General features: G+C 73.7%; 12 protein-coding genes and 2 rRNA genes. 3 read left to right on the top strand and 11 right to left on the bottom strand.

The window, feature by feature from the left end; all coding sequences use genetic code 11:
- The first annotated feature begins 253 nt into the window (after positions 1-253).
- Positions 254-2,062 (top strand): glycoside hydrolase family 15 protein, encoded by a 1,809-nt coding sequence (locus PV410_RS28255; RefSeq protein WP_500328570.1) that lies wholly within the window; start codon positions 254-256, stop codon positions 2,060-2,062.
- Positions 2,063-2,090: 28 nt separating this feature from the next.
- On the opposite strand, the gene PV410_RS28260 is transcribed toward PV410_RS28255, so the two are convergent.
- The 6 genes from PV410_RS28260 to PV410_RS28285 all read right to left on the bottom strand — a co-directional run bounded on the left by PV410_RS28260 (position 2,091) and on the right by PV410_RS28285 (position 8,771).
- Positions 2,091-3,227 (bottom strand): glycosyltransferase family 4 protein, encoded by a 1,137-nt coding sequence (locus PV410_RS28260; protein WP_500328572.1) that lies wholly within the window; start codon positions 3,225-3,227, stop codon positions 2,091-2,093.
- Positions 3,228-3,714: 487 nt separating this feature from the next.
- Positions 3,715-5,457 carry a DNA repair protein RecN gene (gene recN / locus PV410_RS28265; RefSeq protein WP_500328574.1) on the bottom strand — a complete coding sequence of 581 codons (1,743 nt, stop codon included), beginning with the start codon at positions 5,455-5,457 and terminating at the stop codon, positions 3,715-3,717.
- A gap of 49 nt (positions 5,458-5,506) precedes the next feature.
- Positions 5,507-6,445: an NAD kinase gene (locus tag PV410_RS28270; RefSeq protein WP_500328576.1), complete on the bottom strand. Its 939-nt coding sequence runs from the start codon at positions 6,443-6,445 to the stop codon at positions 5,507-5,509.
- Entirely contained in the window at positions 6,442-7,248 is an 807-nt protein-coding gene (locus PV410_RS28275; protein WP_500328578.1) for a TlyA family RNA methyltransferase, read from the bottom strand. The genes PV410_RS28270 and PV410_RS28275 overlap by 4 nt, the downstream gene beginning before the upstream one ends.
- 7 nt (positions 7,249-7,255) lie before the next feature.
- Positions 7,256-7,516 carry a hypothetical protein gene (locus PV410_RS28280; protein ID WP_500328580.1) on the bottom strand — a complete coding sequence of 87 codons (261 nt, stop codon included), beginning with the start codon at positions 7,514-7,516 and terminating at the stop codon, positions 7,256-7,258.
- A complete protein-coding gene (locus tag PV410_RS28285; protein WP_500328582.1) occupies positions 7,509-8,771 on the bottom strand; it encodes a hypothetical protein in 1,263 nt (420 codons plus the stop codon). The genes PV410_RS28280 and PV410_RS28285 overlap by 8 nt, the downstream gene beginning before the upstream one ends.
- Positions 8,772-8,918: 147 nt before the next feature.
- Here PV410_RS28285 and PV410_RS28290 point away from each other — a divergent pair, with 147 nt between their 5' ends.
- Positions 8,919-9,269: a sterol-binding protein gene (locus PV410_RS28290; RefSeq protein ID WP_500328584.1), complete on the top strand. Its 351-nt coding sequence runs from the start codon at positions 8,919-8,921 to the stop codon at positions 9,267-9,269.
- Here PV410_RS28290 and PV410_RS28295 read toward each other — a convergent pair.
- Positions 9,266-10,288, bottom strand: a complete 1,023-nt coding sequence (locus tag PV410_RS28295; RefSeq protein ID WP_500328586.1) for an HAD-IIA family hydrolase — start codon at positions 10,286-10,288, stop codon at positions 9,266-9,268. The two genes, PV410_RS28290 and PV410_RS28295, sit on opposite strands and share 4 nt — an antisense overlap.
- A 72-nt stretch (positions 10,289-10,360) precedes the next feature.
- On the opposite strand from PV410_RS28295, the gene PV410_RS28300 reads away from it, so the two are divergent.
- Positions 10,361-11,644, top strand: coding sequence for a DUF1015 family protein (locus PV410_RS28300; protein ID WP_500328588.1), 1,284 nt, complete (start codon positions 10,361-10,363; stop codon positions 11,642-11,644).
- A 65-nt stretch (positions 11,645-11,709) separates the two neighbouring features.
- On the opposite strand, the gene PV410_RS28305 is transcribed toward PV410_RS28300, so the two are convergent.
- The 4 genes from PV410_RS28305 to PV410_RS28320 all read right to left on the bottom strand — a co-directional run.
- On the bottom strand, positions 11,710-12,597 hold the full coding sequence (locus tag PV410_RS28305; protein WP_500328602.1) for a hypothetical protein: 888 nt from the start codon (positions 12,595-12,597) through the stop codon (positions 11,710-11,712).
- A gap of 50 nt (positions 12,598-12,647) precedes the next feature.
- A complete protein-coding gene (locus tag PV410_RS28310) occupies positions 12,648-13,538 on the bottom strand; it encodes a hypothetical protein (RefSeq protein WP_500328590.1) in 891 nt (296 codons plus the stop codon).
- Positions 13,539-13,843: 305 nt separating this feature from the next.
- A 5S ribosomal RNA gene (gene rrf / locus PV410_RS28315) occupies positions 13,844-13,960 on the bottom strand.
- A gap of 105 nt (positions 13,961-14,065) precedes the next feature.
- Positions 14,066-14,166, bottom strand: a 23S ribosomal RNA gene (locus tag PV410_RS28320); the annotation flags it as partial.

Here is a 14,166-nt window from a genome sequence, read left to right on the forward strand (position 1 = left end):
TCTCTGACGAAAAACGCGGTCACCGGGAGTTTGGTACGACAAAATGCACCCGACCGGCCCAGCGGGGGCGGTCGTCGCTTCCGCACAGCCCGCGTTGTCGTCGTATCCTGCTCGGACACATCGATTCGATGCGAGTGAACCGGCACGGCACTACCCCGCCCGCTCCCGGGAAAGAGCTCGTCGACAGATCCACAGACCGCAATCACCGCCCCAGTCCCAAGGGGCGCCGCCGTCGTTCGACTGGGAGACCTACGTGGCCGGGCGTATCGAGGATTACGCACTCATCGGCGATATGCAGACCGCCGCCCTGGTGTGCCGGGACGGCACGGTCGACTGGCTGTGCCTGCCCCGCTTCGACTCCCCCGCGATCTTCGCGGGCCTCCTCGGCACCGAGGAGCACGGCTACTGGCGGCTCGGCCCCGCCCACGCGAACGGCACCCCGTCCCCGGCCGCCACCCGGCGCCGCTACCGGGGCGACTCCCTGGTGCTGGAGTCCGAGTGGGACACCCCCCGCGGCACGGTCCGTGTGATCGACTTCATGCCGCCGCGTGACGGCGCCCCCCAGCTGATCCGGATCGTCGAGGGCGTCAGCGGCCGGGTGCCGATGCGGTCCGCGCTGCGCATGCGCTTCAGCTACGGCTGGGTCGTGCCGTGGGTGCACAAGGTGGGCGAGCGCACCGTCGCCGTCGCCGGCCCGGACTCCGTCTGGCACGACACCGATGTCGAGACGTACGGCAAGGACCTCACCACCTACGCGGACTTCACGGTCTCGCCCGGCGACCGCATCGCCTTCACCATCAGCTGGCAGCCCTCGCACAAGGAGCCGCCCCCGCTCGCCGAGCCCGAGGCGTCGCTGGAGGCCACCGAGGACTTCTGGCGGGAGTGGGTCGCCCAGTGCACCTACCACGGCCCCTACCGGGACGCCGTGGTCCGCTCCCTGATCACCCTCAAGGCCCTGACGTACGGGCCGACCGGCGGCATCGTCGCCGCCCCCACCACCTCCCTGCCCGAGGACATCGGCGGCGTCCGCAACTGGGACTACCGCTTCACCTGGCTGCGCGACGCGGCGATCACCCTGTCCTCCCTGCTGCGCACCGGCTACCGCGACGAGGCCCGCGCCTGGCGCGAGTGGCTGCTGCGCGCGGTCGCCGGCGACCCGGAGAACCTGCAGATCATGTACGGCATCGCCGGTGAGCGCGAGCTCGGCGAGACCGAGCTGGACTGGCTGCCCGGCTACGAGGGCTCGATCCCGGTCCGGGTCGGCAACGGCGCGGCCCACCAACTGCAGCTCGACGTCTACGGCGAGGTCACCGAGGCCCTGCACCTGGCGCACATGACCGGCCTGGCCCGCAACGACTACGCCTCGCTGCTGCAGATCCGGCTCATCCAGTACCTGGAGGACCACTGGGACGAGCCGGACGAGGGCATCTGGGAGGTCCGCGGCCCGCGCCGGCACTTCGTCCACTCCAAGGTCATGGCCTGGGTCGCCGTCGACCGCACCGTCAAGCTCATCGAGTCCGGCGAGGTCGACGGCCCGCTGGAGCGCTGGCGCGACCTGCGCGACGAGATCCACCGCGACGTGTGCGAGAAGGGCTACGACAAGGAACGCAACACCTTCACGCAGTCCTACGGCTCGCGCGAGCTGGACGCCTCGCTGCTGCTCATCCCGCAGGTCGGCTTCCTGCCGCCGGACGACAAGCGCGTCATCGGCACCATCGAGGCGATCCAGCGGGAACTGTCCACCGAGGACGGCTTCGTGCTGCGCTACCCGACCGACGCCCCGCCCGGCGGCGAGAACCTGGACGGCCTCCCCGGCGACGAGGGCGCCTTCCTCGCGTGCTCCTTCTGGCTCGCCGACGACCTCGCCATGATCGGCCGGGTCGACGAGGCCCGCAGGCTCTTCGAGAAGCTGCTGGCGCTCCGCAACGACCTCGGCCTGCTGGCCGAGGAGTGGGACCCGCGGCTGCAGCGGCAGGTCGGCAACTTCCCGCAGGCCTTCAGCCACGTGCCGCTGATCGACACGGCGCTGCGGCTCACCGCGAGCGGCGCGTACGGCGGCTGACGCACCGCCGCCGCCCGCGAAGCGGCCCTCAGGACGAGGTCAACTCGTCGTAGATGCTGAGCACTTGGGCGACCGTGTCATCCTCGGTCGGCCAAGTGGCGGCCTGCACGGGACCGGCCGCGGCGAGCCCCGCACGCCGTGCCGGGTCCCCCAGCAGACGCGTGACGGTGTCCGCGAGCGTCTTCGGATTGCCGTAGGGCACCAACACCGCTGCCTCGCCGACGAGTTCGGGCGTACCACCGACGGAGGTCGCCACCAGCGGCGCCCCGGCGTGCAGCGCCTCCTGCGCGAGAAGGGACCGCGCCTCCCAGCGCGACGGCAGCACCACCACGTCGGCGGCGGCGAGGAGTTCGGGCACGTCGTCGCGGCGGCCGAGCAGCCGCACCGGCAGCTCCTCGCTGTCGATCCGCTCCTGGAGCTCCGTACGCAGCGAGCCCTCGCCCGCGACGACCAGCAACGGCGCCGGGTCGAGCCCCGCCCAGCCGTGGGCCGCGTCCAGCAGTAGGTGATACCCCTTGCGCGCCTCCAGACGGCCCACCGCGAGCAGCAACGGACGCTCCCCCACGGCGAATTCGTCCCGGGTCTTGTACCGGCGCCGCTCCGCCTCCGCCACCGCCTCCGGGGACGGCGCGGCCCGCGGCGGCGCCGGCACCCCGATCGGCCCGAGCCGGGCGTCCCGGGCCCCGGCCGCACGGGCCCGGTCCACCAGGTCCGACGAGGCGCCCAGCACGACCGCCGCCGCCCGCGCCACCCGGCGCTCCAGCAACCGCAGCACCCGCCCCCGCGCCCCCTCCGCCAGCACCGCGCCGTGCCAGGTCACCACCAGCGGCGTACGGCGCCCGCTCAGCGCCATCGTGGCGAGCAGCCCGGCCCGCAGCCCGTGCGCATGCACCACGTCCGCCCCGGCGCAGGCCGCCCGCAACGCCGTCACCACGGCCGCGTCCGCCCTCGGTTGTGCGCGCCGCGTGATCTCGACCGGCGCGAACCGCGCTCCCGCCGCCCCGAACCCGTACCGCTCCTCGGCCTCGGCGGGCCCGCAGACCGTCACCTGCACGCCGCGCGCCACCAACCCGCCCGCCACGGAGGCGACATGGGCCCGCGCCGTCTCGCCCAGCACGTGGACGGCGTGCAGCTGCCCGTGCAAGGGGCTCGGTGAACTGCTCACGCGGGGTAGGACTCCTGACTCGGCATCGTGCGGAGGGCGGCGGGGTCTGCTCCCTCAAGGATGCCAGGCCGATAGGCCATCCAGGGAGCGATGCCCCACCCCCACCCGGCCACACGTACGCGGGACCACCCTTACGAGTGCCCCCCGCTCCCCCATCACGCCGACCCCGCACCCGCAAGCGGGGGTACCCGCCCTCGGGCGTGGCACGCGCCGGTGCACGCCCACGGCCGGGGGACGGCGGTGCCCCCGACGGACCGGCCACGGACCGGCCGGCGGCGTTGCCGACCGCCTCCGCCCCGTGTGCGGTGCGCGGAAACCCCTCCCGGGGGTCCGCCGGACGGCGCCCGGGGAACGTCGGTCGGCCACCCGCCGCGCGGCAAGACCGCACCCCCACTGGCGAAGGCGAGACGACCTCCCGGCCACGACCACAGCCGCCCTGCGATCCGCACACCGGCCGGAGCGACGGCCCACGCGGGTCCGGCGCGCGTCAGCGCGCTTCGCGGGCCGCGGCCAGCAACTCCTCCGCGTGCGCCCGCCCGAGCTCCGAGTCCTCCAGCCCCGCGAGCATCCGCGACAGCTCGCGTACCCGCTCCTCACCCTCCAGGACGCGCACCCCGCTCCGCGTCACGGACCCGTCGTTCGTCTTCTCGACCAGCAGCTGCCGGTCCGCGAACGCGGCCACCTGGGGCAGGTGCGTGACGACCACGACCTGCGCGGTCCGCGCCAGACGCGCCAGACGCCGGCCGACCTCGACCGCCGCCTTGCCGCCGACGCCCGCGTCGACCTCGTCGAACAGGTACGTCGGTACCGGGTCCGACCCCGCGAAGACGACCTCGACGGCGAGCATCACCCGGGACAGCTCACCGCCGGAAGCACCCTTGGCGATCGGCCGGGCCGGGGCGCCGGGGTGGGGTGCGAGCTGCAGCTCGACCTCGTCGGCGCCGGTCGCGCCGAAGGCGACCCGGCGGCCGCCGACCTCGATGCCCTCCGCGTCCTCCGTCTGCCGGAGGGCGACGCCGACCCGGGCGTGCGGCATGGCGAGCTGCGCGAGCTCCGCCGTGACGGCCGCGGCGAACCGGTCCGCCGCCTCCCCCCGGGCGTCGGTGAGGGCCTGGGCGAGGTCGCCGAGCTCGAGGCGCAGCGCGTCGCGCTCCCCGGTGAGCTCCCCGATCCGCTCGTCGTCGCCCTCCAGCTCGCCGAGCCGGGCCGCGCCCTGCTCGGCCCACGCCAGGACGGCGTCGATGGACTCCCCGTACTTGCGAGTGAGGTGGGCGAGGACGGCCCGCCGCTCCTCCACGACCGCCAGGCGCCGGGGATCGGCGTCCAGGTCGTCGGCGTACCCGGCGAGCTCACCGGCGACGTCGCCGAGGAGGATGCCGATCTCGCCGATCCGGTCCGAGAGCGCGGCCAGCGCCGGGTCGTGGGAGCGGACGGCCTCCAGCGCACGCTGGGCGCCCGCGACGAGCATGCCGGCGTCGACGCCCTCGGGGTCCTCGGGGTTCCCCGCGAGCGCGGCGTGCGCCTGGGTCGCGGCCGACGCGAGCGCCTCGGCATGGCCCAGCCGCTCGGCCTCGGCGGCCAGGTCGGCGTCCTCGCCGGGCAGCGGTTCCGCGGCGGCGACCTCGTCCAGGCCGAAGCGCAGCAGGTCCGCCTCCTGGGCGCGCTCCCGGGCCCGGGTGGTCAGCTCGTCCAGCTCGCCGGCGACCTCGCGCAGCCGCCGGTAGGCGCCCGCGTACTTGGCCAGCGGCACGGCGACGGCGTCGCCCGCGTACCGGTCCAGGGCCTCGCGCTGGCGGGACGGCCTCAGCAGGCCCTGCTGGTCGGTCTGGCCGTGCACGGCGACCAGCTCGTCCGCCAGCTCGCCCAGCAGCCCCACGGGGACCGTGCGCCCGCCCACGAAGGCCCTGGAGCGGCCCTCCGCCGAGACGGTACGGCTGATGAGCAGCGCACCGTCGTCCAGCTCGGCGCCCGCCTCCTCGGCCCGCACGGCGGCGGGCGCGCCCGCCGCCAGCGTGATCCGCCCCTCGACCGACGCCGATTTCGTACCGATCCGGACCAGACCGGGATCGGCACGGCCGCCCAGCAGCAGCCCGAGACTGGTGACGACCATGGTCTTGCCCGCGCCGGTCTCGCCGGTCACCGCGGTGAAGCCGGGCGACAGCTCGACCACGGCGTCCTCGATGACTCCCAGCGACCGGATCCGCATTTCCTCCAACACGGATACGACCATACGAGGTTTGCGGGCCGCCGCGCGACGGGCCTCACCCCTGAGGGCAATCTCAGTGCGGCGCGCCCCGCCAGCCGGCCACCGGCAGAGCGAACTTCGCGACCAGCCGGTCCGTGAACGAGGCGTGGTGGAGCCGCGCCAGCCGCACCGGCACCGCGCCCCGCCGGACCTCCACGCGGGCCCCGGCCGGAAGGTCCACCGAGCGCCGCCCGTCGCACCACAGCACGCCGTGCGGAGTCTTCGGCTGCACCTCCACCGCCAGCACCGACTTCGGGGAGGTCACCAGCGGCTTCGCGAAGAGCGCGTGCGCGCTGATCGGCACCATCAGCAGCGCCTCCACCTCGGGCCAGACCACCGGCCCGCCGGCCGAGAAGGCGTACGCGGTCGACCCGGTCGGGGTCGCCATCACCACCCCGTCGCCGCCGAAGCGGGAGACCGGACGGCCGTCCACCTCCGTGACGACCTCCAGCAGCCGCTCGCGCGCCTGCTTCTCCACCGACGCCTCGTTCAGCGCCCAGTCGGTGTGGACGACCCGGCCGTCGTTGCGCACCAGGACGTCGATCGTCATGCGCTCCTCGACCTCGTAGTCGCGGGTGACCACGCGGTCGACGACCTTGTCCAGGTCATCGCGCTCGGCCTCCGCGAGGAAGCCGACCCGGCCCAGGTTGACGCCGAGCATCGGCACCCCGGAGGCACGCGCGAACTCCGCGCCGCGCAGGAGCGTGCCGTCACCGCCCAGGACGATGATCAGCTCGCAGTCCGCGACCGTCTCCGGTCCGATCTCCTGCACCCGCTGCACCCCGCCGTCCCCGGGCAGCGTCAGGTCCTCGGCCTCCTCGGCCAGCACCCGTACGCCGATGTTGCAGCGCTTCAGCCCCTGGACCACCCGCTCGGCACTGCGGATGGCCGCCGGCCGCCCGGTGTGGGCGAGGAGGAAGACGGTGCGGCCGGACGTCCCGTGCACCTCGTGCGTCTCGTGCGTCTCGCTCAACGGGGCCCCTCCGCCACAGCGCGTTCGACATCCGCCGGGTCCAGTTCGGGCGCCCCGGCGCGCAGCCACAGAAAGTACTCCACATTCCCCGACGGTCCCGGCAACGGGCTCGCGGTCACGCCCAGCACCCCCAGTCCCAGTGCGGCCGCCTGTCCGGCGACCTGTCGTACGGCATCGGCGCGCAGCTGAGGGCTGCGGACGACACCGCCGCTGCCCAGTCGCTCCTTGCCCACCTCGAACTGCGGCTTGACCATCAGGACCAGGTCCGCGTCGGGCGCGGCGCAGCGTACGAGGGCGGGCAGGACGAGCCCGAGCGGGATGAAGGACAGGTCGCCGACGACAAGGTCCACCGGCTGGTTGTCGATCTGCTCGAGCGTCAACTCGCGGACGTTGGTACGGTCCTTCACGGTGACGCGTTCATCGCTCTGCAGCGACCACGCGAGCTGTCCGTAGCCGACGTCGACGGCGACGACGTGCGCCGCGCCGTTGCGGAGCAGGACGTCGGTGAAGCCGCCCGTGGACGCCCCGGCGTCCAGCGCGCGCCGCCCCTCCACGAGCAACCCGTGGGGCACGAACGCCGCCAGCGCCCCGGCCAGCTTGTGGCCGCCGCGGGAGACGTAGTCCGGGTCCGAGGCGTCATCGGCGACGACGACCGCGGCGCTGGTCTCCACCTGCGTGGCGGCCTTCGTCGCGGTCGTCCCGCCCACGGTCACCCGGCCGGCCGTGATCAGCTGCCCGGCGTGCTCCCGCGAGCGGGCCAGGTTCCGGCGCACCAGCTCGGCGTCGAGTCGGCGTCGTGCCACGTGAGGTTCAGCTCCTGTTGTCGGCGTCGAGTCCTGTGAGCGTGTCGCGCAGCCCACGGTGTACATCCTCGTACACCTCGACGTGGTCCTCGGTGGGAAGCAGGTCGGCATCCCGCAGGCGGACAAGGACGGCGTCCACCTCGGTATTCCCCGTGGCGTCCAGCACGACGCCCAGCGGCCGCGGCCCCGCGTCGACGACCGCCTCCGCCGGGACCGCGGCCTCCGGTGCGGGCGCGGGTGCCACGCCCTCCAGCCCGGTCTCAGTCACGTCCCTTCACCTCCTGCGTGCGGCCCGCCGCCTTCTTGGCAGGGGTGGCCTTCTTCGCCGCCGTCGTCTTCTTCGCGGGCGCAGCCGCTCGGGACACCGCGGCGGTCTTCTTGGCCGGGGCGGTGGCAGCGGTGCCGGACACCGCGGCGGTCTTCTTCGCGGGGGTGGCCTTCTTCGCCGCCGTCGTCTTCTTCGCGGGCGCAGCCGCTCGGGACACCGCGGCGGTCTTCTTCGCGGGGGTGGCCTTCTTCGCCGCCGTCGCCTTCTCCGCGGGCGCAGCCGCTCCGGACGCCGCCGCAGTCTTCTTGGCCGGGGCGGTGGCAGCGGTGCCGGACACCGCGGCGGTCTTCTTCGCGGGGGTGGCCTTCTTCGCCGCCGTCGCCTTCTCCGCGGGCGCAGCCGCTCCGGACGCCGCCGCAGTCTTCTTGGCCGGGGCGGTGGCAGCGGTGCCGGACACCGCGGCGGTCTTCTTCGCGGGGGTGGCCTTCTTCGCCGCCGTCGCCTCCTTGGCGGGGGCGGTGGCAGCGGTGCCGGACACCGCCGCGGTCTTCTTGGCGGGGGCCGCGTTCTTGGCGGCGGCGGCCTTCTTGGCGGGGGCGGTCTGCTTCGCGGCAGGAGCCTTCGCGGGGGCCGCGTTCTTCCGCGCGACCGGCACGGCAGCCGTGCCCGCGGCCATGTCGGGCTCCGGAACCACAGGGGCTGCAGGCGTGGCGGGAGGCTGCGCCGGCGCGGCGTTCTTGCGCGCCACCGGGGTGGCGGCGGCAGCGCCCGTCCCCGTGGGCTTCTTCGCGGGCGCAGGCGCAGGCGCGGGCGCGGGCCTGGCGACCGGCGCATGCTCCACCGGCGGCTGCGGCGGCACGTACAGACCGGGGTCCGGCTCCTCGTCCGTCATGTCGGCCCCGGCCGGCTCCCGGTCGTCGTCTTCCAGGTTCCGGATGCGGCGTTCCAGGGCCTCCAGGACGACGCCGACCTTGGTGACCTCGTCCGCGAGCCGCCCGACCCGGCCCATCGCCTTGTCGATCTCCTCGCGGACGAGACCCACGAGCAGGTCGCGGTTGGCCCGTCCCGACGCCATCAACTCGTCCGCGAGCGTCTGCACCTCGGGCGGGATCCGCTCGCCGATGCTCCGCTGGACCGCGTCGACGTCTATCCCGGTCTGGTCGAGCAGTTCCTTGGCCGCCCCGACCGCCCGTCGCCGGGTGGCCTCGGTCAGGCCGCCCGCGATCTGCAGACAGGTCCGCAACGCGTCCCGCATACGCCCTCACTCCTCGCCTTCACCAGTTCCCCAGACTTCGTCGGTCACGACGCTACCGTCTATGGCGCCGCGTCTCCCCGACAGTCCCCTGCGGTACCGTCGATCAAGACCAGCACGAGCCACGTCCGAACGGGAGAAGCACAGCCCATGGCGACCATCGAGGAGTGCCGCAGCGCGCTCGAGCGGCTGTCCGAGAACCTCGCCGGGACCGAGGGCGGCGACCTGCGCAGCGCGGCCGCTCTCGACCGCTCGCTGAGCTGCCGCATCACCGATCTCGACGTCACCTTCGTGGGGCGTCTGGTGGACGGCCGCATCCAGGACGTGGTCACCGTGCAGGGCCCACCGGCCGAGCGCGCCGAGATAAGGCTGACCATGGCCGGTGACGACCTCGTCGCGCTCGTCGACGGCAAGCTGCACTTCGCCAAGGCGTGGGGCAGCGGCAGGGTCAAGCTGGAGGCGGGCTTCCGCGACCTGCTGCGGCTGCGCAAGCTCCTCTAGAGCCCCAGCCGGTCCAGCGCCTTCTCCGCGTCCAGGTCGCAGGAGCCGTCCCCGGCCCGTGTCCAGGCCGCCGCGCACAGCGCCCGCAGTCCGTCCATGGGTTCGCCGTCGCCGTCCAGCAGCAGCGCCCCGTCGCCCGCCGAGGCGGTCCAGCCCCCGCAGCGGTACGCACCCGCACCGGCGTCCGTGACCCCGGGCTGCGGGGTGAGCAGGCCGCGCAGATCGGCGTCGACGTAGGTGGGCCGGTGCTGCGGCGGAGCGGCGAGCAGCAGTGCGGGAGTGGTGACCCCGGTGAGCACCAGCAGCGAGTCGACGCCGCCCGCGTGGGCGCCCTCGATGTCCGTGTCGAGCCGGTCGCCGACCACCAGCGGCCGTCGCGCGCCCGTCCTGATGACCGTCTCCCGGTGCATGGGCGGCAGCGGCTTGCCCGCGACCTGCGGTTCGCCACCGGTCGCGATCCGGACGACCTCGACGAGCGCGCCGTTCCCCGGTGCCGTGCCACGGGCGGTCGGGATGGTCAGGTCGGTGTTCGAGGCGAACCACGGCGCACCGCGGTTGACCGCGTACGCCGCCTCCGCGAGCTGCTCCCAGCCGACCTTGGGCGAGTAGCCCTGCACGACCGCGGCCGGGTCGTCGTCGGCCGAGGCGACCGGCTGGAGCCCGCGTTCACGCAGCGCCTCCACCAGCCCCTCGCCGCCGATCGCCAGCACCCGTGCGCCCGACGGGACCTGATCCGCGATCAGCCGGGCCACCGCCTGGGCGGAGGTGATGACCTCTTCCGCCTCGGCCGGCACGCCGAGCCGCGTCAGGTGCTCCGCGACGGTCCGCGGCGTGCGGGCCGCGTTGTTGGTGACGTACGCCAGCCGCATGCCGTGGGCCCGGGCCGAACCGAGCGACTCCACGGCGTGCACGATCGCGTCACCACCCGCATAGACCACTCCGTCCAGGTCGAGCAGGGCGGTGTCGTACGCCTGGTCAAGGGGGCTTTCACTGCCGGCCGGGCCGGTCCTGTGGGTCATCGGGCGGTCGCTCCTCGTATGTCGTCGATCACTCGGCACACTTCGCGGACATGACCCGCGTAGCATGCCCGGATGAGCAATTCCGGACCCGCTGTACGGGGCTTGCGGCTGGCGCCGTTCCGCGCGCTCCGCTACGTCCCCGAGCGGGTCGGCAGCCTGGCCGCGGTCACCTCGCCACCGTACGACGTCGTCGTCCGGCCCGAGGAACAGCGGCACCTGGAGACAGCCGACCCGCACAATGTCGTGCGGCTCATCCTGCCCACCGCCGAGCCCCCGGACGGCCGGCACCGCAAGGCCGCATGGGCGCTGTTCCAATGGCAGGAGGAGGGCGTCCTGGCCCTCGACCCCAAGCCCGCCCTGTACGTGTACGAGCAGCGCGAGGGCCATCAGGTGCAGCGCGGCCTCATCGGTGCCCTGCGCCTGACCCCGCCCGAGGAACGGATCGTGCTGCCGCACGAGGACGTGATGCCCGGCCCGGTCGCCGACCGCGCGGCGCTCATGCGTGCCACGGCCGCCAACCTCGAACCGCTGCTGCTGGCGTACCGGGGCGATGACGGGGAGGCGGCCGAGGTCGTCGAACGCACCGTCGCGGAGCCGCCCTTGCTGGCCACGACGACCGAGGACGGCATCCACCACCGGCTGTGGGCGATCACCGACCCGGGGGCGATCGCCGCGGTCGACGCCGACCTGTCCCGGCACCAGGCCGTCATCGCCGACGGCCACCACCGCTGGGCCACGTACCTGCTGCTGCAGGCCGAGCACGAGGCCCCCAGCCCCTGGGACTACGGCCTGGTGCTGCTGGTGGACACCGCCCGCTACCCGCTGCGGGTCCGCGCCATCCACCGTGTGCTGCCGCAACTGCCCGTCGCACGGGCCGTCGAGGCGGCCCGCCACGCCTTCCGCGTACAGGAGCTGCCCGGCCCCCTCCCCCAGGCCCTGGCCGCCCTGGAGGCCGCGGCGGCCGAGGGCAACGCCTTCCTGCTCACCGGCGACGGCCGCTTCCACCTCCTGGACCGGCCGGACACCGAGGCCCTCGACCGCGCCATCCCCGTGGACCGGCCCGAGGAATGGCGGCAGCTGGACGCCACGGTGCTGCACAGCCTGCTCCTGGACCGGATCTGGGAGGTGCCCGACGCCCCCGAGCACATCCACTACATCCACGACACCCAGGCCGCGGTCGAGCGCGCCGAGCATTACGGCGGCACGGCCGTGCTCATCCACCCGGTGCGCGAGAGCGTCGTGCACGACCTCGCCAAGCAGGGTGTGACGATGCCGCGCAAGTCGACCTCCTTCGGCCCGAAGCCGGCGACCGGCCTGGTGCTGCGCAGCCTGGAACTCGACGGCACGCCCGCCTGAAGCCGCACAACGCGAAGGGCGGCATCCGCGTGACGCGGATGCCGCCCTTCCCCTTGCTCCGGCGATCAGTCCTCGGTGCCCTTGGCGGGCTCCTTGAACGGGTCGTCGAGGAACGCCGTCGGATCGGCCTCGTCGGTCAGGTCGACGTCCGGCTCCCCGGCGTCACCGACCTCGCGCTCCCCGTGCTCCTCGTGCTCCTCGTCGTCGGAGGCCTCGGCATCCGCGGAGTCCTCGGCGGCGTCGTCGTCGATGTCGTCGCCGTCGTCGTCCCGATCCGCCGCGACGGGCGCGCCGGCCCCGGCGCCCTCGTCGGCACCCTCGTCCAGCGCGTCCACGAAGGCCACGCCGTCCAGCTGCGCCAGCCGGTCGGAGGCGTCCGTGCTGCCGCTCTGGTCGGCCTCCAGCGCCTTGGCGAACCACTCCCGGGCCTCGTCCTCACGGCCCGCCGCGAGCAGCGCGTCGGCGTACGCGTAGCGCAGTCGCGCCGTCCACGGGTGCACGGCGTTGGACGCCAGTTCCGGGCTCTGCAGGGTGACGACGGCGGCCTCGTTCTGGCCCATGTCGCGCCGCGCACCGGCGGCGACCAGACGCATCTCCACCTGACCCGCGCGGTCCAGCTTGTGCACCTCCGGCGCGCCCGCCATCTCCAGCGCGCGCTCCGGGCGGCCCATGCCCCGCTCGCAGTCCGCCATGACCGGCCACAGGTCGACCGTGCCCGTCATCCGCCGGCATGCCCGGAACTCGGCCAGTGCCTCGGCGTACCGCTCCGTGGCGTACGAGGCGAAGCCGGCCGCCTCACGGACGGCGGCGACACGGGACGCGAGTCGCAGCGCGACCCTGGAGTAGCCGTAGGCCAGGTCCGGGTCCTCGTCCAGCAGCCGGGCCACCATGACGAGGTTGCGCGCCACGTCCTCGGCGAGCGTCTTCGGCAGGCTCATGAGCTCCTGACGCACGCTGGGGTCGATCTCCTGACCCGTCACGTCGTCCGGGATCGGCAGCCGCTTCACCGGCTCCCGCTCCTCACGGCGCTCGTCACGGCCCCGGGTGTTCTCGAACCGCCCGCGCCCCTGCACGTACGGCCGCCGGCCGCCGCCCTGGCCGCGCTCGTCATCACGACGCGGGCCGCGGGGACGCTCGTCCCGACGGTCGTCGCGACGGTAGCCGCCACGGTCGTCGTCCCGGCGCGGCCCACGGGGCCGGTCGTCCCGACGGTCGTCACGCGGCCTGTCCTCACGGGGACGGTCATAGCGCGGCCGGTCGTCACGACGGAACCCACCACGGTCATCGCGCCGGTCGTCACGCGGCCTGTCCTCACGGGGACGGTCGTAGCGCGGCCGGTCATCGCGACGGAACCCACCACGGTCATCCCGCCGGTCGTCACGGGGACGATCCTCACGGGGACGGTCGTACCGCGGCCGGTCATCGCGACGGAACCCACCACGGTCATCCCGCCGGTCGTCACGGGGACGATCCTCACGGGGACGGTCGTAGCGCGGCCGGTCGTCACGACGGAACCCACCACGGTCATCCCGCCGGTCGTCACGCGGCCTGTCCTCACGGGGACGGTCATAACGCGGCCGGTCGTCACGACGGAACCCACCACGGTCATCCCGCGGCCGGTCCACACGAGGCCGGTCCTCACGGGGACGGTCATCACGACGGAAGCCACCGCGGTCGTCGCGACGGGGCCCACCACGGTCGTCACGGGGCCGGTCCACACGAGGCCTGTCCTCACGGGGACGGTCATAGCGCGGCCGGTCGTCACGGGGACGATCCTCACGGGGACGGTCGTACCGCGGGCGATCGTCGCGACGGGGCCCACCGCGGTCATCGCGCCGGTCATCACGCGGCCGGTCGTCGCGACGGGGCCCACCGCGGTCGTCACGCCGGTCATCACGACCCCGGTCCTCGGACCGCCCACGCGGCCGGTCGTCGCGGCGGTAACCGCCGCCGGCCCGGTCGCCTTCGCGCCGGGGGCCGCCGCTGCGGTATCCACCCCGGTCGCCGCCCTGGCGCGGAGCGCGCCGCTCAGGCCGATCAGGCCGTTCCTCGGGCGAGTTGGACATCGACGTGACTCCTGTCGTTTGTGCTGCCGTAGTGCCAGTCTCTCGTACCAGTTCGCGAACTGGGCACCACGCTAAAAAACAAAAGGACCCCCGGTCCCAGCGCTTTGGCCAGGACCGAGGGTCCACAAAGATTGTTCGGCGGCGTCCTACTCTCCCACAGGGTCCCCCCTGCAGTACCATCGGCGCTGAAAGGCTTAGCTTCCGGGTTCGAAATGTAACCGGGCGTTTCCCTAACGCTATGACCACCGAAACACCATCGGGTGTTAGGCGAACAAGCACACTTTTCAGTTAAGTGACTGGTTCAACCGGTGCGACCGTTCGCAACCCGGGAACCAAACAGTGGACGCGAGCATCTGAGGACAAGCCCTCGGCTTATTAGTACCGGTCAGCTCCACCCATTACTGGGCTTCCACATCCGGCCTATCAACCCAGTCGTCTACTGGGAGCCTTAACCCC

The organism is Streptomyces sp. PA03-5A (genome assembly GCF_033792725.1).
In the GTDB taxonomy this organism is placed as follows: domain Bacteria; phylum Actinomycetota; class Actinomycetes; order Streptomycetales; family Streptomycetaceae; genus Actinacidiphila.